This window comes from Collinsella sp. SGI.184 (genome assembly GCF_050313415.1).
In the GTDB taxonomy this organism is placed as follows: Bacteria; Actinomycetota; Coriobacteriia; order Coriobacteriales; family Coriobacteriaceae; genus Collinsella.
In genome coordinates this window covers 85,303-102,470 of sequence record NZ_JBNPLJ010000005.1, presented here as the reverse complement: position 1 = coordinate 102,470, position 17,168 = coordinate 85,303, and the positions used below count along the sequence as shown (strand labels likewise).

General features: G+C 59.1%; 16 protein-coding genes and 1 tRNA gene. 7 read left to right on the top strand and 10 right to left on the bottom strand.

Annotated features, from left to right (window positions below):
- The first annotated feature begins 31 nt into the window (after nucleotides 1-31).
- The 5 genes from ACQRAJ_RS03030 to ACQRAJ_RS03010 all read left to right on the top strand — a co-directional run bounded on the left by ACQRAJ_RS03030 (nucleotide 32) and on the right by ACQRAJ_RS03010 (nucleotide 3,283).
- The gene (locus ACQRAJ_RS03030) at nucleotides 32-286 is read left to right on the top strand and encodes a hypothetical protein (protein ID WP_427727043.1); all 255 of its coding nucleotides are present in this window, start codon (nucleotides 32-34) and stop codon (nucleotides 284-286) included.
- 30 nt (nucleotides 287-316) lie between these two features.
- Nucleotides 317-943, top strand: coding sequence for a hypothetical protein (locus ACQRAJ_RS03025; RefSeq protein WP_427727041.1), 627 nt, complete (start codon nucleotides 317-319; stop codon nucleotides 941-943).
- Between the two features lie 162 nt (nucleotides 944-1,105).
- Nucleotides 1,106-1,378, top strand: coding sequence for a hypothetical protein (locus ACQRAJ_RS03020; protein ID WP_427727039.1), 273 nt, complete (start codon nucleotides 1,106-1,108; stop codon nucleotides 1,376-1,378).
- Between the two features lie 152 nt (nucleotides 1,379-1,530).
- Entirely contained in the window at nucleotides 1,531-2,097 is a 567-nt protein-coding gene (locus tag ACQRAJ_RS03015; RefSeq protein WP_427747693.1) for a hypothetical protein, read from the top strand.
- A gap of 394 nt (nucleotides 2,098-2,491) precedes the next feature.
- Nucleotides 2,492-3,283: an FxLYD domain-containing protein gene (locus ACQRAJ_RS03010; RefSeq protein ID WP_427747692.1), complete on the top strand. Its 792-nt coding sequence runs from the start codon at nucleotides 2,492-2,494 to the stop codon at nucleotides 3,281-3,283.
- 241 nt (nucleotides 3,284-3,524) lie between these two features.
- Here ACQRAJ_RS03010 and ACQRAJ_RS03005 read toward each other — a convergent pair.
- The 7 genes from ACQRAJ_RS03005 to disA form a co-directional block, all read right to left on the bottom strand.
- Nucleotides 3,525-3,599 (bottom strand) — tRNA-Thr (locus ACQRAJ_RS03005).
- A 225-nt stretch (nucleotides 3,600-3,824) separates the two neighbouring features.
- The gene (locus ACQRAJ_RS03000) at nucleotides 3,825-4,502 is read right to left on the bottom strand and encodes an NYN domain-containing protein (RefSeq protein ID WP_154514764.1); all 678 of its coding nucleotides are present in this window, start codon (nucleotides 4,500-4,502) and stop codon (nucleotides 3,825-3,827) included.
- Between the two features lie 3 nt (nucleotides 4,503-4,505).
- Nucleotides 4,506-5,420: a 23S rRNA (guanosine(2251)-2'-O)-methyltransferase RlmB gene (rlmB, locus tag ACQRAJ_RS02995; RefSeq protein ID WP_427727031.1), complete on the bottom strand. Its 915-nt coding sequence runs from the start codon at nucleotides 5,418-5,420 to the stop codon at nucleotides 4,506-4,508.
- Nucleotides 5,421-5,587: 167 nt separating this feature from the next.
- A complete protein-coding gene (cysS, locus tag ACQRAJ_RS02990; protein WP_427747691.1) occupies nucleotides 5,588-7,054 on the bottom strand; it encodes a cysteine--tRNA ligase in 1,467 nt (488 codons plus the stop codon).
- 3 nt (nucleotides 7,055-7,057) lie between these two features.
- Nucleotides 7,058-7,552, bottom strand: a complete 495-nt coding sequence (gene ispF, locus ACQRAJ_RS02985) for a 2-C-methyl-D-erythritol 2,4-cyclodiphosphate synthase (protein ID WP_006234975.1) — start codon at nucleotides 7,550-7,552, stop codon at nucleotides 7,058-7,060.
- On the bottom strand, nucleotides 7,542-8,270 hold the full coding sequence (gene ispD, locus ACQRAJ_RS02980; RefSeq protein ID WP_154514770.1) for a 2-C-methyl-D-erythritol 4-phosphate cytidylyltransferase: 729 nt from the start codon (nucleotides 8,268-8,270) through the stop codon (nucleotides 7,542-7,544). The genes ispF and ispD overlap by 11 nt, the downstream gene beginning before the upstream one ends.
- The gene (disA, locus tag ACQRAJ_RS02975; protein ID WP_370450554.1) at nucleotides 8,270-9,310 is read right to left on the bottom strand and encodes a DNA integrity scanning diadenylate cyclase DisA; all 1,041 of its coding nucleotides are present in this window, start codon (nucleotides 9,308-9,310) and stop codon (nucleotides 8,270-8,272) included. The genes ispD and disA overlap by 1 nt, the downstream gene beginning before the upstream one ends.
- 248 nt (nucleotides 9,311-9,558) lie before the next feature.
- Here disA and ACQRAJ_RS02970 point away from each other — a divergent pair, with 248 nt between their 5' ends.
- Nucleotides 9,559-10,143, top strand: coding sequence for a manganese efflux pump MntP family protein (locus ACQRAJ_RS02970; protein ID WP_427747690.1), 585 nt, complete (start codon nucleotides 9,559-9,561; stop codon nucleotides 10,141-10,143).
- Between the two features lie 80 nt (nucleotides 10,144-10,223).
- On the opposite strand, the gene ACQRAJ_RS02965 is transcribed toward ACQRAJ_RS02970, so the two are convergent.
- A complete protein-coding gene (locus tag ACQRAJ_RS02965) occupies nucleotides 10,224-11,681 on the bottom strand; it encodes an aminoacyl-histidine dipeptidase (protein WP_154514776.1) in 1,458 nt (485 codons plus the stop codon).
- Between the two features lie 322 nt (nucleotides 11,682-12,003).
- Nucleotides 12,004-14,646: an ATP-dependent Clp protease ATP-binding subunit gene (locus ACQRAJ_RS02960; protein WP_427747689.1), complete on the bottom strand. Its 2,643-nt coding sequence runs from the start codon at nucleotides 14,644-14,646 to the stop codon at nucleotides 12,004-12,006.
- A gap of 491 nt (nucleotides 14,647-15,137) precedes the next feature.
- Between ACQRAJ_RS02960 and ACQRAJ_RS02955 the strand changes: the two genes are divergently transcribed.
- Nucleotides 15,138-15,419, top strand: coding sequence for a hypothetical protein (locus tag ACQRAJ_RS02955; protein WP_427727022.1), 282 nt, complete (start codon nucleotides 15,138-15,140; stop codon nucleotides 15,417-15,419).
- Nucleotides 15,420-15,521: 102 nt separating this feature from the next.
- On the opposite strand, the gene ACQRAJ_RS02950 is transcribed toward ACQRAJ_RS02955, so the two are convergent.
- Nucleotides 15,522-17,090 carry a threonine/serine ThrE exporter family protein gene (locus ACQRAJ_RS02950; protein ID WP_427747688.1) on the bottom strand — a complete coding sequence of 523 codons (1,569 nt, stop codon included), beginning with the start codon at nucleotides 17,088-17,090 and terminating at the stop codon, nucleotides 15,522-15,524.
- Nucleotides 17,091-17,168: the final 78 nt, after the last annotated feature.

Below are 17,168 nucleotides of genomic sequence, written 5' to 3'. Positions count from 1 at the left end.
TGACCTGTTCATATTTCCAAGCGTTTGTCGGATGAACGACAGTGCAACCTGTTATTGGGTTGGCCTTACGTTTGAGCTATTGAATGAATCTGCCGAGGATCTGCTCTACGCCTACCACCCCGAAGGCGATCGCCACCACGCGGGCATCGTCGCCTACAACCCCAACACCCGCGCGACCCACATCATCGAACACGCCGCCACCGACCACGGCGCCCACTACGCCCACCGCCTAGCCACTCACCTAGCCACTGCGGACACTACCCCTCATAACGGCTATATTGAATAACGCCTTTACCCCATAAGAGGAGGAGTCTCCGTGAGCTCATATCACTGTCCCCACTGCAATGCTGACCTAAAGGAGCAGCCCCTGTTCACTGCGGACAACGATAGCTATGTATGCGACGCATGCGGAGAGTTCATCTACGACCCCACAACGGACATCAAGCGCTGCGAATGCTGCGACGCCGTCCTAAATGGTCAAAATGATTACGAGGACTGGCAACCACTCCATACCTGTAGCGAATGCGGCATGCCCAACATGACTGATGAAGAGCCTTATGTCCTCGCAGATACCGACAGCCCGCTATTGGCAGTTCTCGGAGTCGCTACAGAAGCAACAAAGCTTCTTTCAAATGTTGCAGAACTTACTTGCAATATTGCCGAGTCAAAGCTTGAAAAACAACGCGCCGAGGAAAGCCGCCAGAGGAAGCCAGAGAGCCGTAAAGAGAAACCGGGAAACCGTCGTAAGAAGTCAGAAAATGAAGACTGCTTTACGGGATGCCTGCTCCCTCTGCTCGCGTTCGCCGCCTTAATGCTTGCAATAATTTTGTTCGTTAATCGCCCAGATCTAGCACTCAAGGTTTTCAATCTTATGACGGAAATCATTGCAGCCGCACTCGAGCTTTTTGCAGGAGCTTTTGAGAACTTCTTTTCGAACCTCTAAAACCTCCTCCGACCAGCGTTTAACTACCGTTTATGGTCGAAGGAGGTCACAAAGAGACGTTAAGATCGAATCGGCTTCAGGCCTTGCGTCGCCCAGCGGCATGAGTCCTAAGATCGAATGGAAATAGGTAATGAATGCAGCAATCTGAGGGGGTCGCGGAACGTGAGGGCACAGATTGCCATCGCCTGGGTCAAATACAAATATCGAGCATGGAACGTCAAGGTCACCAACGCCTGCCCCTTCAAAGGCGGAACCGCATATCTGCTCGGTCCGACGCTAGCCGACGGGCAGGAGCCTCCTGCCATCGGGGGCATACCCTTTGTCGTAGAAGAGAAAGGACGGGCGCGGATTGTCCCGCAACTGTCGCAAGAGTGGTTCGATATTATGCGGGCGAGCAGACCGTTCGAAGACAAGTCAAATCACGGAAACACCTAGGCATCACCCCCGCACCCGCCCCCTCAACTCGCACAAAAGCCACTCCGTTTGACCCCAAATAATGCACCGCTCGTATTTGTTGCTCAACAAATCGAATGAACGTCCGTATTACAGTAAAGGAGCTGTTTAGTGTGCAATAAGAAAGGCCGACGATGAATCAACTGCCCAGAAGGGGCTTTCTCGCATTGATGGGCGCCGTTTCGCTTTCCATGGCAGGCTGTGGCAACGTCTCGAACGAAGATTACAACGCTAAGAACCACGTGATGTTTAAGGGCGCGTACGCCGTAGAGAATGCGGAAAACTCGACGGTTGAGTTATGGGTGCTCTCGACCGTTGACGCCGACGAAGACGAGAACCTGAATGGCGTTTATTACGAAAACGCGGCAAAGGGCGGCGCGGCCGGGACGTGTGGGCCTGAAATACAGTTTGACGACAAGAACTCCTATACCGACGACTACTACCTGAACAAGGGGCAGTACGATGAGCTGTTCGCAGGGACCGGCTATGGCTGTTGGAGCGGCATGGATACTCTTGTTGCGGGGTCCGGTGATAAATACCACATGGTAATGAGCTTCTCCTCGGTAGCCAAATCTGACATCGAGAAGTGCGAAAAAGCGAAAGTCAGTAACGTCTCGTATGATTTCAAGTTCGATACAAGCGACATTAAAACAGTCGCATCGCGCGAGGAAGTTATCTCCGAAGCAATGAACCTCCAGTAGAGAACGACTCAAGATCAGAAGACCGCCCAGGCAATGCAGCCTCAGGCGGTCTTTCTTTTATCGCTCCCGCCCCCCAACTCGCACCTTTGTCGCAGCCTCGAGTTCGTCTGCCTCAGTAAAATAGATGCAAACACGGTAGACAGGAGCGGCTATGCCAAAGTTCCAGTACGTTAAAACCGGCGACTTCGAAGCCCCAGCTAGATTCAAGACCAAAGGCGGGGAGGCACTTTCGGCTTACTTAGGATCATCATCGCGGACGGTCACAAAATACTTTTTGTTGCTCAACAAATTGAAAACGATTCGCTCCCATTTACCGAAAAGCTCCCTTATAACAGTGTTTTAATGACAAGGGGTGGTAGCCTATGACGTGTCGGAATAAGGGAAAGGATGCGATATGAAAAAACGCCTTACCGTACTATTTGCATGCCTGGTCGTCATGATCGGCTTGGCTGCATGTTCCTCGAACAACAAGAGCGAGGAGCCTCAGTATGTTGATGACACCGCCATGGAGACGATCGCCAAGGGCTATGAAGCTCGCCAGGACGCCATAAGCGAGATGGAGCAAAATGGCGAAGACACCGGAACCAGCAAAGCATACAAGAAGTTCATCAACACAGAGCTCGATATCGACAAGGAGCTCAAAGACGCAAAGTTCAAGGACTCCCAAATGCAGGAGGACGTCCTCTCCTACATCAACTCCCTCCAGGGTCAATTGGATGTGGTAGAGAACAACTCCCCCTCGAGCGATTCGTTCTACACGGAATGGTCGGACGCCTATGACAAGCGCTCCTCTGCGCTGAAGGTTCTTGTCGAAAAATACGATCTGACTGTTTCGGATAAGTACAAGGATGATTTTGACGACATCGTTGCCAACGGCACCGCTGCCACTAAGAAAAACGAGCAGGACGAGGGCCTAGCCAATAACTTCAACAATGTCCCGTGGGATTGCGCTGATGACGGCTATGGCAGCTACACGTATTCAGCCGTCGTTGAAAATACTACGCAGTACACCTACTCGAACGTCACCATCACCCTTGGACTGTATGACGCCGATGGCGTAAGGCAGGGCGAGGCTTACACCGACGTCAACAGCTGGGCACCGGGCGAGAAGGTTCGCTTCGAAGCCTACGGCACCGTCAGCGCGCAGACCGTAAAGGTTGAGCCTACTTATTACGAGGCTGAATAGAATTTCAGCCAACTTAATTAAGGTCACCCTGTACCGCCCAAATGCGCACGCCCTCCATTTCTCATTTATAAGAATTTGAGGGCCGTTCGCATTTGGGCGGAACTTTTTTCAAGACCGATATTTTGCTTCCGCTTGTTACAGATTAAGACAACTGGAAAGCTGGCAGGCTCCCAGCCCGACGCTAATCGCCATAAATAGAAACGGACCCTGTCCCACAGGGGAACAGAGCCCGAAACTCTCATGGAGCCAGTGACAGGAATCGAACCCGCAACCCACTGATTACAAATCAGTTGCGCTACCGTTGCGCCACACTGGCACACTTGGCGCTTTCGCGCGAAGCCAATTAAGAATAAAGGAATTGCGGACAAGGCGCAACAGGCCCTTTGACCGACCACATCTCAAAACTATTCGTCAGAACGAATAGTTTTATCTGTTCGCCAGAACCAAAAACTATTCGTTTTGGCGATGCCAAGCCGCAACCCATTGATTTCAAACCAGTTGGTTGATCAATCGAGAAAGCAGCTCCCCATAGAAGGTTTACCTACCTCCCGCGAAGGGCCTTGAGCTTGGCCAATGCCTCGGGGCTCAGGCGACTGCCCAGAGTCATCTTGATCTGCGGAGCTTCCTCTGCCTCGCGGACGTCGTTATCGATCTGTTTGATCTCGTCCACCAGCATGCGGCTCGAGATGCGCGTAACGCCCTTGCCCATGACGACGGCTTGAATTGTGCCGTCGCTCGACACCACGGAGCACGCGCGGCCTTCCTCGCGCGCCTCGATGCAGAGCTTTTGTACCACGGTATCGGCCGATACGCCCGTCGGCGAAAACTCGATGCGCACGCCGCGAGCCGGCAGGTTGGGGCGCTCGCTAGAGATATTGCCAGCACCGTCAAACACGATTACGGCCTCGTAGCGGCCCTGGGCAAAGGCGGCGACGTCGTTGATAAGCGCGGTGCGCGCCATATCGTGAACGTCGCTGGAATACGGATCGTCGGAATGGTCGTACACGAGCTTTTCGTAGCGCGGCGTGCAGTGGATCACGTTGTAGCCGTCGACCACCAGCAGCTCGGGCTTATTGGAGTGAACCGTCGAGACCGGGTCGGCGATAGCCTGCGCAAACGCATTGCCGCCCACGCCATAGGTCGCGGCCGAGACAATCGGCTTGGCCGAGCCTTCGCCAAAGCGCTTGGCCTTAGACTTGGCGCGGTTCTTCTTGGACATGCGCTACTCCTCCCCCATGAGCTCGCCGGCGTTGCGACGTAGCCACTCAAAGCACAGTGCCGTCGTTGCCTGGGCAACGTTGAGGCTCTCGGTCATGCCACGCTGAGGAAGCTTGGTCAAAAAGTCGCATTTCTCGAGCACCAGGCGCGAGATGCCGTCGCCCTCGGAGCCCATGACAAGCGCCACGCGGCCCTCGAAGGGAGCATCCCAGCAACTGCCCTCGGCGTGCTCGGAGGCGCCGCCCACCCAAAAGCCAGCGGCCTTAAGATCGTCGAGCGCACGGGCAATGTTGGGGACCTGCGCGATAGGCAGATGCATGACGGCGCCGGCGGAGGTCTTGTAGCTACCAACGGTCACGCCGGCAGCGCGCTTGTTGGCGATGATGACGCCCGCGGCGCCTACAACCTCGGCGGAGCGCACGATGGCGCCAAAGTTACCGTCGTCGGTCACGTGGTCGAGCACCACGACAAGTGCCGGACCCTCGCCTGCACGGTCGAGGATATCGGCGACATCGGCATAAGGGAAGTTGCCCACCTCGAGTGCAATGCCCTGGTGAGCGCCGTGGCTCGACAGCGCATCGAGCTGCGCGCGCGGCACATACTTAATGCGGACACCCGCGGCGTTGAGGTCATCGACCAGACGAGACAGGGCGGCATCGCGCTCCCCGCCCTCGGCAATGAGCGCGCACTTGATGGGAAAACCGGTGCGCAGCGCCTCGACGGCAGCACGACGGCCTTCGATAAACTCGCCCTTGGAAGCCTGGACAGCGTCGCGGTTGCGATCGCGCTGCGGACGCGCAGCTTGGGTGCGATCGCGCTGGCCCTTGGAAGCGGCAGCGCGGTCATTTCGGCGAATCGGACGCGAGCCAGAAGCGGCCTGCTTGCCGCCACGAGGCGCACGCTTGCGATTGTCGGCCATAGGACGGCCTCCTAAATACAACTATCAAACGAAACAAATAGACCGACCGCCCGAGGTGCGGCAGATTGCCTTGAAAGAAGAGGGCATAGACCTTGAGGTCATGCCCGACGATTGAAAGGCAAGGTGCCGTGGCTCGGGCGGTCGGGTGCTTGGGAAACCCGCGGGGGTTAGAGGGATTTGATACGGGTGCCGGCGGCGGTATCTTCAATCGTCAGGCCCAGGTCCTTGAGTTGATCGCGGATGGCGTCTGCCAAGTCCCAGTTCTTGGCGGCACGGGCCTCGGCGCGAGCCTCGAGAATCTTGGCAGCGGCCTCGTCCACGTCGTCACCAGTGTAGGCGACCAAACCGGCGGCAACGCCCAAAAGGCCCAGCGGCAGCTCGACCTTGGGCTCGGGAAGCTCAACGCCAAACGTATCGAGCAGCTCGACCAGCGTATCGGCGGCAGCAAGAGCCGCGGCCTTGTCGGCAGCGTCGCCCGCCTGCTCCAGATACTGATTGCACTCGGTGACAAAACCAAAGACGGCGCCCATGGCACCGGCGGTGTTAAAGTCGTCGTCCATGCACTCCTTAAAGGTGGCACGGGTCTCGGCAGCCTTGGCGGCAAACGCCTCGGCGGCAGCCGCATCGGCATCGGCCGTCGCATGGTTCGCGGCCCAGCGCAGGTTCTCGACCGTACCGGCGATACGCGTGAGCGAATTCTCGGCACCCTCCAGGCGCTCCCAGGAAAAGTCGAGCGGCGAGCGATAGCTCGTCTGCAGCATCAGCAGGCGCAGGGCGGCAGCGGAGTGCTGCTCGAGCACCTCGGCCAGCGTAAAGAAGTTACCAAGCGATTTGGACATCTTCTCGCCGTCGACCAGCAGCATGCCCGTGTGCATCCAGGTGTTGGAGAAGCCCTGGTGCCAGGCGCAGGCAGCCTGGGCGCACTCGTTCTCGTGATGCGGGAAGGCAAGGTCGGAGCCACCGCCGTGAATGTCGATCGGGGTACCCAGGTAGCGGTGCACCATGGCGGCGCACTCGGTGTGCCAGCCGGGACGGCCCTCGCCCCAGGGGCTCGGCCAGCTGGGCTCGCCGGGCTTGGCGGCCTTCCACAGGGCAAAGTCGAGCGGGTCGTTCTTGTCCTCGTTCTCCTCGATGCGCGCACCCACCATAAGGTCGTCGATGTTGCGGCCCGAGACCTGACCGTAGTTGGGATCGCTGCGCACGGAAAAGTACACGTCGCCGTTATCGGCGGCGTAAGCGTGGCCCTGCTCGATGAGCGCCTTGATCATGGCAATCATGGGGCCGATCTCCTTGGTGGCGCGGGGGCGCACATCGGGATCGAGCACGTTGGCAGCGCGCATGACGCCAATAAACTTATCCGAGAACTCCGTCGCGACCTCGGCGGCCGTACGGCCCTGCTCGTTGGCACGATTGATGATCTTGTCGTCGACATCGGTAAGGTTCTGGGCGAACGTGACCTCGTAGCCGCTCGCGATGAGCCAGCGTCGAATCACATCGAAGCTGATGAACGTGCGGGCGTTGCCGATGTGGATGTTGTCGTAAACCGTGGGGCCGCACACGTACATGCGGACCTTGCCGGGCTCGATGGGCTGGAACTCTTCCTTTTTATGGGTAGCGCTGTTGTAGATACGCATTCGTTACTCCTTAACGGTTTTCTGTAGCAGGCAGACGGCCCAGGCGCCAATTCCCTCGCCTTGACCTTCCCAACCGAGCTTTTCGGTCGTGGTGGCGGCGACGCCCACGTTTTCGACGTCAACGCCCAGGGCATGGGCCAAGTTGGCACGCATGGCATCGCGGTGCGGGGTGATCTTAGGCTGCTGGCAGGCAATGGTGCAGTCGGCATCGACAAACTCAAAGCCCAGCTCGCGCGCATAGTCCATTACGCGGGCAAGTAACACCATCGAGTCGGCACCCTCGTAGGCGGGGTCGGTGTCGGGGAACAGCTTGCCAATGTCTCCCCCGCGGCAGGCGCCCAGAATAGCGTCGGCCAGCGCGTGCGCGAGCACATCGGCATCCGAGTGGCCCAGCAGGCCGCGCTCGTAGGGAATGTCGACCCCGCCGATGATACATCGACGCCCCTCCACCAAACGGTGGACGTCGTAGCCGTGGCCAATGCGCAGGTTACTGAACATGGGGAAGGTCCTCTCTCTCGGCCATCCGCCCGAGCAAAATCGCGGTTACGGGACGCAAGTCCTCGGGCACCGTCACCTTAAGGTTGTCGCGCGGGCTCTGGACGCAGCGGACGCGCCCACCCATGCGCTCGACCAGTGACGAATCGTCCGTACCGATAAAGCCCTCGGCAATCGCCGCGGCATGGGCGCGTTTCATGGCGTCGACACTAAAGATCTGCGGCGTCTGCGCGGCCCAATAGAGTTCGCGTGGCGGCGTCTCGACGATGTTGTCCCCATCGACGATCTTGAGCGTGTCGATCGCGGGCTGGCCACACACGACACCGTCGAGCGAGCGGTCACTCACGAGCACGTCGATAGCGTGATCGATGGCCTCGGTAGTAATGAGCGGACGAGCGCCGTCGTGAATGGCGACGTATTCAAAGCCTGCCGGCACCGCATGCACGCCGGCACGAGTGGAGTCCTGGCGAGTATCGCCGGCATCGGCGAAGCTGATGGGCGTGTTATACGAATACGGGCTGATGGCCAGGCGGCGCATCTCGGCACGACGCTCGGCAGGGCAGACCACGACGATATGGCCGACCTTATCGCTACGGTCAAACGCGCGGATGGACCAGCTCATAAGCGGACGGCCCGCTACATTGACGAGCTGCTTGCCACCGGGATTACCAAAGCGCTGGCCGCTGCCACCGGCAACGACCACGGCGCATACGGGCGCCATTATGCGTTCCCCTGTTTGGTGCCCTTCATGCGGTACAGGGAGTCCGCAAGAATGGCAGGGTTGTTAACGCCAAAGTCGCCCAGGCGCTCCGGATCCTTGCTGATGTCGTCCATGAGCTCCTGCAGCGAGCCATACTCGTCGACGATCTTCTCGGCCACGCCGTCGCGCACGACGGACACGCGCGAAAGCGTGCGCAGGCCCAGCGGCGTCATGACGGAGTCCTCGTCCAAGTCGTCGTAGCCCAGAACCGCCGCCACATGCTGCGGATCGGACAAGTCCTTGGGCGTCATGCGGCTAAGCTCGGCACGGATCTTCTCGGCGTTTGCCTCGGAGGAATCGCTTGCGTAGTCGCGAATCATCAAGTCGTACTCGGTATCCATGCTGGAGCCGGCGAGCTGCTCGAGCTGCATCTGCACGAGCTTGCCCTGGTTGCCCAGCTTGACAATGCAATCCTTAAGCTCGGTCTTTGCCTGCTGCATGATCTCGAAACTCGAGAAAATGCCGGTGATGTCGGCGAGCGTGACGTAGTCGTCCAGCTCGAGGGCCGTCAGACGCAGCAGGGAGCGGTCGAGCGACTGACGGGTGGTCTGAAGCGTAGCGACGAGCTGGTTGACCGAGCTCATGATGGTGGTGACGGGCTGAATCTCATAGCTCTTGCCGTGCACATACACGTTGACGACGGCACGACGGGCCGAGACCGAGATCACGATGGCGTCGGTGAGCACCGACATGCGAGCGGCAGTACGGTGACGCATGCCCGTCTCGCTCGTGGCGAGCGAGGGGTCGGGATTGAGGTGGAAATTGGCGCGCAGAATCTGGGTAAGGTCGCCGTCGATGACGATGGCGCCGTCCATCTTGGAAAGCTCGAACAGGCGGTTCGAGGTAAACGAAATGTTGAGCGGGAAGCCGTCGTTACCGGCAGCGAGCACGTTTTCGGTGTCGCCGACGCAGATAAGGGCGCCCAGGTGACCGGCGATGATCATGTCAAGGGCGGTGCGGATCGGCTGACCAGGTGCCGTCAGGCGGATGGCCTGTTCCATACGCTTTTGCAGCTCGTTCTTATCCAAGGCATCGCTCCCATCGTATACGCTCCATAAACGTCAATAAGTTTCTCACGGTTTGCCCCTGTGACGCCCGCAAATTCCGATGCTTACAGAATGAGCGAACACCGCTTAGGTAGCTCATTTGGGACGGGGCTCTTTTGGCTGCTCATGTGGTAGCATCGGGTCTCATATAAATGAGGGAGTGGTCGTGTAATCGGGTTCGCCCGGAGAGAGGGAGCCAGACTATGGGACTCGCAGAGCTCGTGTTGCTCGCCGTTGGCCTTTCGATGGACGCCTTTGCCGTTTCTATCTGCAAGGGTCTCGGCATGAAAAAGATCAACCTTAAAGTCGCCGTTGTGCTCGGCCTGTTCTTTGGCGGCTTTCAGGCCGGCATGCCCGTAATCGGTTGGGCACTCGGCAGCCAGTTCATGGGCATCATCGGTCCCATAGACCATTGGATCGCCTTTATCCTTTTGGCCTTTATCGGCGGCAAGATGCTGTGGGAAGCCTTTACCGAAGACGAGAATGAGGACGAAGGCGACGGCAAGGATGCCGAAAAGATCGACCTGGGCGAGTACCTAATCCTTGCCATCGCCACCTCGATTGACGCGCTCGCCGTGGGCATCTCGTTTGCCGCGCTCTCGGTCGATATCGTGCCCTCTGTATCACTTATCGGCGTCACAACGTTTATCTTCTCCGTCGCCGGCGTAGCGATCGGCCACACCTTTGGCGCGCGCTACGAAAAACCCGCCACCATCGTGGGTGGCGTCGTACTCGTCCTCATCGGGCTCAAGATCCTACTTGAGCACCTTGGGATCCTCGCACTGTAACGAATAACGGCCGCCCGGCATTACGCCAGGCGGCCGTTTTCATAGCCAGCCGTTTTAGAGCGGCTTAACCAAGGCGACCTTTACGCGGCAAGGCGCTTGAGGACGTCGATGAGCAGCTCGTAGAAGCGCTCGGCAGAAGCGAGCTCCATGCTCTCGTCCGGGGTGTGGACATCGGAGAGCGTCGGGCCCACGGCGATGGCGTCCAGGCCGTGCAGGGCCTCGGCAAACAGGCCGCACTCAAGGCCGGCGTGAATGGACTCGATGCGCAGCTCGGAGCCAAAGAGCTCGCGATAGCTCTCGACAAAGACGTCGCGGACCGGCGAATGCTCGGCATAGCTCCAGCCGGGATACTCGAACTCAAACTTGGCGTCGAAGCCCAGGACATCGGCCAGCGTCTGCAGGCGGTCCTTGAACTCATTCTGCAGCGAGGTGATCGAGGAGCGCGGGGACAGCATAATCTTGACCTCGTCGTCAGAAGTGGCAACCACACCGATGTTGGAGGAAACCTCGACGGAGCCGTCGGTAGCAACGTTGCGGCGGATCACGCCGTTGGGGGCAAGACGCAGGGCGCGGATGAGGGCAAGCGCGGACTTCTCGTCCATGGCCTCGACCTCGGCGTCGTCGGCAATCTCGACAGTGCAGGTAAAGCCGGGGTCGAAGACCTCGAGCTCGGCAGTGACGTCGGCGATAATGCCCTTTGCGATCTGGGCCGCGGCCTCGGCGGCAGCGTGGTCGGCGTAGACCAGAACAGCCTTGCACTCACGGTTGATGGCGTTGTCCTTGGTGCCGCCGTTAAAGCTAACGATGGCGGGCTCGCCGGCAACCATCAGGCGGTCGATGATGCGGGCCATGATGAGGTTGCCGTTGCCGCGCTCCAGGTGGATATCGCTGCCGGAGTGACCGCCCAGCAGGCCGGAGATGTCGAACGTGAGGGTGCTACCGGTCTTGTGCTCGCGCGCGATCGGGCAGGTGTAGGTAACGACGACGCCGCCGGCGCAGCTGACGGTGGCAACGCCCTCTTCCTCGGAGTCAAGGTTGATCATGGTGCGGGCGCTAATCTGGGACTTGTCGAGCGTCTCGGCGCCGACCAGGCCAGTCTCCTCGTCGGTGGTGAATACGCACTCGAGGGCGGGGTGAACGATCGAATCGTCATCGAGAACAGTGAGCATCAGAGCGACGGCGATACCGTTGTCGGCGCCCAGCGTGGTGCCGTTAGCGGTGAGAACGCCGTCCTTGACGAGCAGATCGATACCATCGGTCGTAAAGTCGTGCTCAACGGAGCCCAACTTGTCGCACACCATATCGATGTGGCCCTGCAGCATCACGGTCGGGGCATTCTCGGCACCGGCAGATGCGGGCTTGCGAATGATGACGTTGTAGACCTCGTCCTGATACACATCGAGACCGCGCTCCTTGGCAAACGCAACCAGGAAATCGCTGATGCCCTTCTCGTTGCCAGACCCACGGGGGATCGCGCTGACCTCCTCAAAGAAATGGAACAGCTGGGCGGGCTCATAGCCGGTGATCTTGTAGTCCATGGTGCCTCCTTGGCGCAACTGGTTAGACAATAAGACATGCGCCTTGTATATTCCCAGACTTCGTTTGCATAAACCAGTCGAAAACGCCGAGCGCTCTCGCATCATCGGCTAACGGCGGATAGACGCCGCTTTATTAAGATAAAGCAGGTAGACGGACCGCGCCGAAGGGACGTTGGACCCTTCAACCAACCTCAACGCCTGATCAACGCTTATGCATACACCGTTGGTATGTTTAATGAGATTTGCTTTGAACGAGGGGCCTTTCCAACAAAAAAGGGCGCTCCTTTGGAACGCCCTCGTGGACACAAGGTTTTGTTACGCCCTACAGCGCGCCGGAACCGGCTTGCATCATGCCGCCGGGGCCCGAGCTTACGCCACTGCTCACAGGCGCGGCGTTTCCGGTGTGCGGCGCTGCCGGAGCGGTATCGCCCCCTAGCGCACCTGCCGGACGCGGCGCCGGGATCTCGCCCGTACCGTGGCTAAAAACGAACTTGCCGTCGGCCACGTCGCACAGGACGGTATCGCCGCTGCCCCACTCGCCGGCCAGCAGCTCCTCGGATAGCGGATCCTCGATGAGCTTTTGGATGGCGCGGCGCAGCGGACGTGCGCCGTTGGTGAGGTCGGTACCCTCGGCTACAATCTTGTCGTAGGCCGCATCGGTGAGTTTGATGTTCATGCCGTTGGCAATCAGGCGCTGGCGCAGGTCGTCCACCAGCAGGTGAGCGATCTTGGTCAGGTTCTCGCCCGAAAGCTTCTGAAACACCACGATGTCATCGATACGGTTGAGCAGCTCGGGGCGGAACAGGCGCTTGAGTTCGCCCATCGCACGGCCCTTAATCTCGCTCGAGGTAAGACCCTGCTCACCGGTGGTGCCAAAGCCAACGCTCGCATCCTGCGCAATCTCGCGGGCGCCCACGTTGGACGTCATGATGATCACGGTGTTGCGGAAATCGACCGTCTTGCCCTGGCTATCGGTCAGGCGACCCTCCTCAAGCACCTGCAGCAAGATGTTGAAGATATCGGGGTGCGCCTTCTCGATCTCGTCGAACAGCACGACCGAGTACGGGTGACGGCGAACGGCCTTGGTGAGCTGACCGCCCTCGTCGTGGCCCACGTAGCCCGGGGGGCTACCGATAAGCTTGGAGACCTCGAACTCGCTGCCAAACTCCGACATGTCGAAGCTGATAAGCGCGTCCTTGCTGCCAAAGAGATACTCGGCGAGCGTCTTGGCGAGCTCGGTCTTGCCTGTGCCGGTAGGACCCAAGAAGATAAAGCTGCCGCCGGGACGACGCGGGTCCTTGAGCGGCGAGCGGCTGCGGCGCACTGCCTTGGCCACGGCCTCGACAGCTTCATCCTGGCCGATAATGCGGGTCTTGAGCACGCTTTCGGTCTGCAACAGACGACGGCTTTCGCTCTCGGTGAGCGAAGACACCGGTACGCCCGAGGTCACGGACACGATGTCGGCAACCTGGGCGACATCGATGGTGAGCGGGCTGGCGTCGAGCTCGGCCGTCCAAGCTGCCTTGGCCTCGGCGAGCTCAATCTCGGCAGCCTTCTGCTGCTCGGTAATCTCGGCGGCCTTGTTCATGTCGTCGCCCTCGGTGGCCTCCTGCGCGGCAGCCTTGAGCTCCTCCACGCGATGCTCGGCCTCGCGCACCGGCTCAGGCGCACGGTTGGCGGCAATGCGGGCGCGGGCGCCGGCCTCGTCGATGAGGTCGATGGCCTTATCGGGCAGGAAGCGATCCTGGATGTAGCGGTTGGAGAGGTTCGCGGCGGCCTCGATGGCACCCTGCGTATAGCGCACGTGGTGGTGCTCCTCGTAGCGCGGCTTGAGCGCGGTCAGGATCTTGACCGTGTCCTCGACGCTTGGCTCCTCAACATCGATGGTCTGGAAGCGGCGCTCGAAGGCCGGGTCCTTGGTGAGGTACTTGCGGAACTCCTCGGCCGTGGTGGCACCGATGATCTGGAAAGCGCCGCGCGCGAGCACGGGCTTGAGCATGGAGCTTGCATCGATGGATCCCTCGGCAGAACCGGCACCGATGATGGTGTGCATCTCGTCGATAAACAGGATGACGTCGTCGGCTTCGGTTGCCTCCTGGATCACGTTCTTGAGACGCTCCTCAAACTCACCGCGATACTTGGCGCCCGCGACAAGACCCGGCAAGTCGAGCGTCCAGATGTTCTGGTTCATAAGGTTCTCGGGCACGTTGCCGGCAGCGATCTGCTGCGCTAGGCCCTCGACGATGGCCGTCTTGCCCACGCCGGGGTCACCCAAGATAAGCGGGTTGTTCTTGGTGCGGCGCGAAAGGATCTCCATCATGCGCTGGACTTCCTTTTCGCGACCGATCACCGGGTCGAGCTCGCCGTCGCGCGCCTTCTGCGTAAGGTTGGTGGCGAACTGCTTGAGCGTGTCGGTGCCGCTCCCCTTTTGCTGCGAGGCGTCCGAGCCGCTAAAGAACGGCAGGCCTGTACCGGGACGCCCGGCGCCGGCACCGGCGAGCGGACGCTTCTTGTCTTGATCCTTGGCGGTAAGCTTCTCGATGGCTTTTTTAATGGAAGCGGACGAAACACCCAGGCGCATGAGAATGTCCATGGCCATGCCGTTGCCCTCTTCGACGATACCGATGAGCAGGTGCTCGGTCGACACATAGGTCTGGTTGTTCTCGCGCGCCACGCGGAAGGAACGCTCCATCACGCTGATGACGAGCGGCGTAAAGGCGAGCTTAGCGGCCTCGGTCTCCTCGCTGGGCTCGGGAACGGTGGTCTGGACCTCCTTGAGCGTGTCCATGATGTCATCGTAGGAGATATCGAGTGAGCGCAGTGCCTCGGCGGCAATGCCCTCGTCCTCCTTGGCGAGCGCGAGCAGCAGATGCTCGGTACCCACCTTATTTGAGTGAAGATCGAGCGCCTCCTGCTTGGCCATGGACATGACCTTGCGCGCGCGATCGGTAAAACGGTCCAACATGCTAGTTCCTCTTAGACGAGCTAGTTTTTCAAACGCAAAGCGCCACTCGTGGCGGCGCTTTGGTCTCTTTACCCATATGGAGTATATGTTAACCGCTGTGGCCTTTTCCGCGTGCAGCCATACGACAACGTCTACAAAAAAGGAATCGCCGGGTGCGGCGGGCGCTCTAGGTTAGAGGCTCTTGCCTAGCAGGCGGGCTCGGCGTCCATACTCTCGGCAACGTCATCGACGACATCGGCAACGGGAGCGCCCGGCATACGTACAAGCTCCATATGCTGCTCTTCAAAGACGGTTCCCATGGGGAAGGCGCGTCGGAAGATAAAGCGAGCAACCCCGGCGTGACCAGGAATTTAAAAGCGAAACCCTTGGCAAGGGGGCTGGCAACAAACCAGTCGCAGCGCATGGCAAAAATGTAGGCAACGGGGAAGCCGAGCCACGCGGCGGCAATGACCTCGCCGTTGATGGCCCCATGCTGCAGGGCAACGTTGTAGATGCTCATCCAGAGCACCATGCAAAAGCACATGATAAAAGTAAACAGCAAGCTCTCTCGTTTATTGATAGGCATAAAGGGCAAAATCCTTTCTGTGTTACGCCGCGGTGCACAACAAAAACGGGCGGGCGAGATGGAGCTACTGGGACTTCATCTCGCCCGCCCGTGGTACGTGCGTCTGCGACTACTTATGTGGTGGAACTACCCTAACACGAACGGCGCGCGCTTCGTAAGCGTTGAGTTTATGAAGATGCAGGGCACCGATAATCCCCCGACCCCATAAGTTGCAGTGGAATACGGACTGTTTTGACCCTTTAAGCAGCAATTCAGTCCCTATTTCACCGCAACTCATTTGGTGCAAAGTAACCTGTCCCCCTTGTACCAATTAGCTGGTGTAGCGCCAGCGAGGGTCGGTGAGCGTACGCGCCACACCCAGCCCAACGGGCAGAAACGCTACGATGAGCACTGCGCGCACAAACCAGCCGAGCATATTGACTGTGTCGAAGGTGCACATGTAATACATAGAGCGATAGAGATACAGACCGGGCACCATAATGACAATCGAAGGCACCGTGAGGGCGATGCGCGGGTAGGTGAGCTTGACTTCGGCCAAACTTGCCAGCAGACCCGATACCAGCGCGCCGATAAACGCTGCTGCCTCGGGAGGCATTCCCGTGCTGAGGCCCAGGAAGGGAATCATCGTCGGCGCATCGACAAGGGTCAGACGCAGGGTATTGGACACGGCGCCGATCAACCCAGCTGCCGCGGCCATCTTTACCGGGCTGTTGAACATCACCGAGAAGCCGAATACGCCAACGAAGCTCATCACCACGCGCAGGAGCGTAAGGGCAAGCGGCGAAAGGCCCAGTGGGGCAAAGTCGTCCGGCGCCAGTCCCACACACTCGGCAACCATCCAACCTACGAGGGTCGCCATCACAATAATCGACACAGCATACGAAAGACGCTCGATACCGCTTCGCATGTCGAGCTTAGCGATGTCGAGACCTGCCGTAATGAGCGGAAAGCCAGGAATCACAAAGAGCATGGCGCCGATATAGCCTTCTTGGTGCGACATTGCACCCGGAACAACCTGGGCGAGGCCGAGCAATGCCAGCAAATATGAGATACAGGCCAGTGCGACACCGAGCGTCAAAGCGCTGAACTGACCAAGGCCTTGCTTGAGAATATGGGAGCGGGCAAAGTTGCCGACACCCGCGCCCACGAACGCGCATGCCATCTCAATGGGACCGCCACCAAGTAAAAAGACAAAGGCGCCACAGGCGCAGGCTGCCGCAAGGCCCTGTTGCCAGGGCGCGTAATCAGGTTTTGAACTCTCAACGGTCTTGAGCATCTCGTGATACTCGTGCACCGTGAAGCGACGACCATAGGTCTCGATTTCCTTGAGGAAACTCTCCATCATCCAAATGCGATGGGTGTTGACGCCGGTTGTCGGCAGACTGACGACCTCGTTAAAGCAGTGGCCATCTTCGATGCAAGTACACTCAAACGACAGGAGACTTAAGTCAACATGGATGGTGACACCGAGTACGGCGGCGACTCGATTCATGGTATCGCGTACGCGCCAGGCACCCGTTCCACTCGCGAGCATAAGCATACCGGTGCGGCAGACGATGGATGATTTATCGGTGAGCGGCGCATCGACGGCAAGTTCATCGCCTGCCGTCACGATCTGGTGCCAGTCAGTTTTCATATGGAGCGCGCCGGCACGAACGCCGTGGTGCATGGGGGCTCTCGAAAGCAGCGAGTTAAGGCGCGAAGACTGTGGGGACTCCGTTGATTCGTCCTCAACCTCATCAGTCTCTTCATCGACCAGATCAAAGGAATCAAGCGGCGCTGGCTCGCGACGGTCGATCAGCTCCTCGTCCTCATCATCAAAGTAATTGAACTGATCGAGCATGTCCTCTTCGATTGCGCGCTCGCTCGCATCGTCCATATAGGCGCTCCCTTCCTGCCGACTAGCCCCCATCCTAGACAGCGACAGCTAAAGGAAGCATAAAAGAGACAACTGTCA

Bases quoted from the DNA above. Each gene is read 5' to 3' on its own strand.
- ACQRAJ_RS03030 (WP_427727043.1), top strand. From the start codon at position 32: ATGAACGACAGTGCAACCTGTTATTGGGTTGGCCTTACGTTTGAGCTA.
- ACQRAJ_RS03015 (WP_427747693.1), top strand. From the start codon at position 1,531: ATGAATCAACTGCCCAGAAGGGGCTTTCTCGCATTGATGGGCGCCGTT.
- ACQRAJ_RS03010 (WP_427747692.1), top strand. From the start codon at position 2,492: ATGAAAAAACGCCTTACCGTACTATTTGCATGCCTGGTCGTCATGATC.
- ACQRAJ_RS03000 (WP_154514764.1), bottom strand. From the start codon at position 4,502: ATGTCCAAGAAGAACCGCGCCAAGTCTAAGGCCAAGCGCTTTGGCGAA.
- rlmB (WP_427727031.1), bottom strand. From the start codon at position 5,420: ATGGCCGACAATCGCAAGCGTGCGCCTCGTGGCGGCAAGCAGGCCGCT.
- cysS (WP_427747691.1), bottom strand. From the start codon at position 7,054: ATGCGTATCTACAACAGCGCTACCCATAAAAAGGAAGAGTTCCAGCCC.
- ispF (WP_006234975.1), bottom strand. From the start codon at position 7,552: ATGTTCAGTAACCTGCGCATTGGCCACGGCTACGACGTCCACCGTTTG.
- ispD (WP_154514770.1), bottom strand. From the start codon at position 8,270: ATGGCGCCCGTATGCGCCGTGGTCGTTGCCGGTGGCAGCGGCCAGCGC.
- disA (WP_370450554.1), bottom strand. From the start codon at position 9,310: ATGGAACAGGCCATCCGCCTGACGGCACCTGGTCAGCCGATCCGCACC.
- ACQRAJ_RS02970 (WP_427747690.1), top strand. From the start codon at position 9,559: ATGGGACTCGCAGAGCTCGTGTTGCTCGCCGTTGGCCTTTCGATGGAC.
- ACQRAJ_RS02965 (WP_154514776.1), bottom strand. From the start codon at position 11,681: ATGGACTACAAGATCACCGGCTATGAGCCCGCCCAGCTGTTCCATTTC.
- ACQRAJ_RS02960 (WP_427747689.1), bottom strand. From the start codon at position 14,646: ATGTTGGACCGTTTTACCGATCGCGCGCGCAAGGTCATGTCCATGGCC.
- ACQRAJ_RS02955 (WP_427727022.1), top strand. From the start codon at position 15,138: ATGCTCATCCAGAGCACCATGCAAAAGCACATGATAAAAGTAAACAGC.
- ACQRAJ_RS02950 (WP_427747688.1), bottom strand. From the start codon at position 17,090: ATGGACGATGCGAGCGAGCGCGCAATCGAAGAGGACATGCTCGATCAG.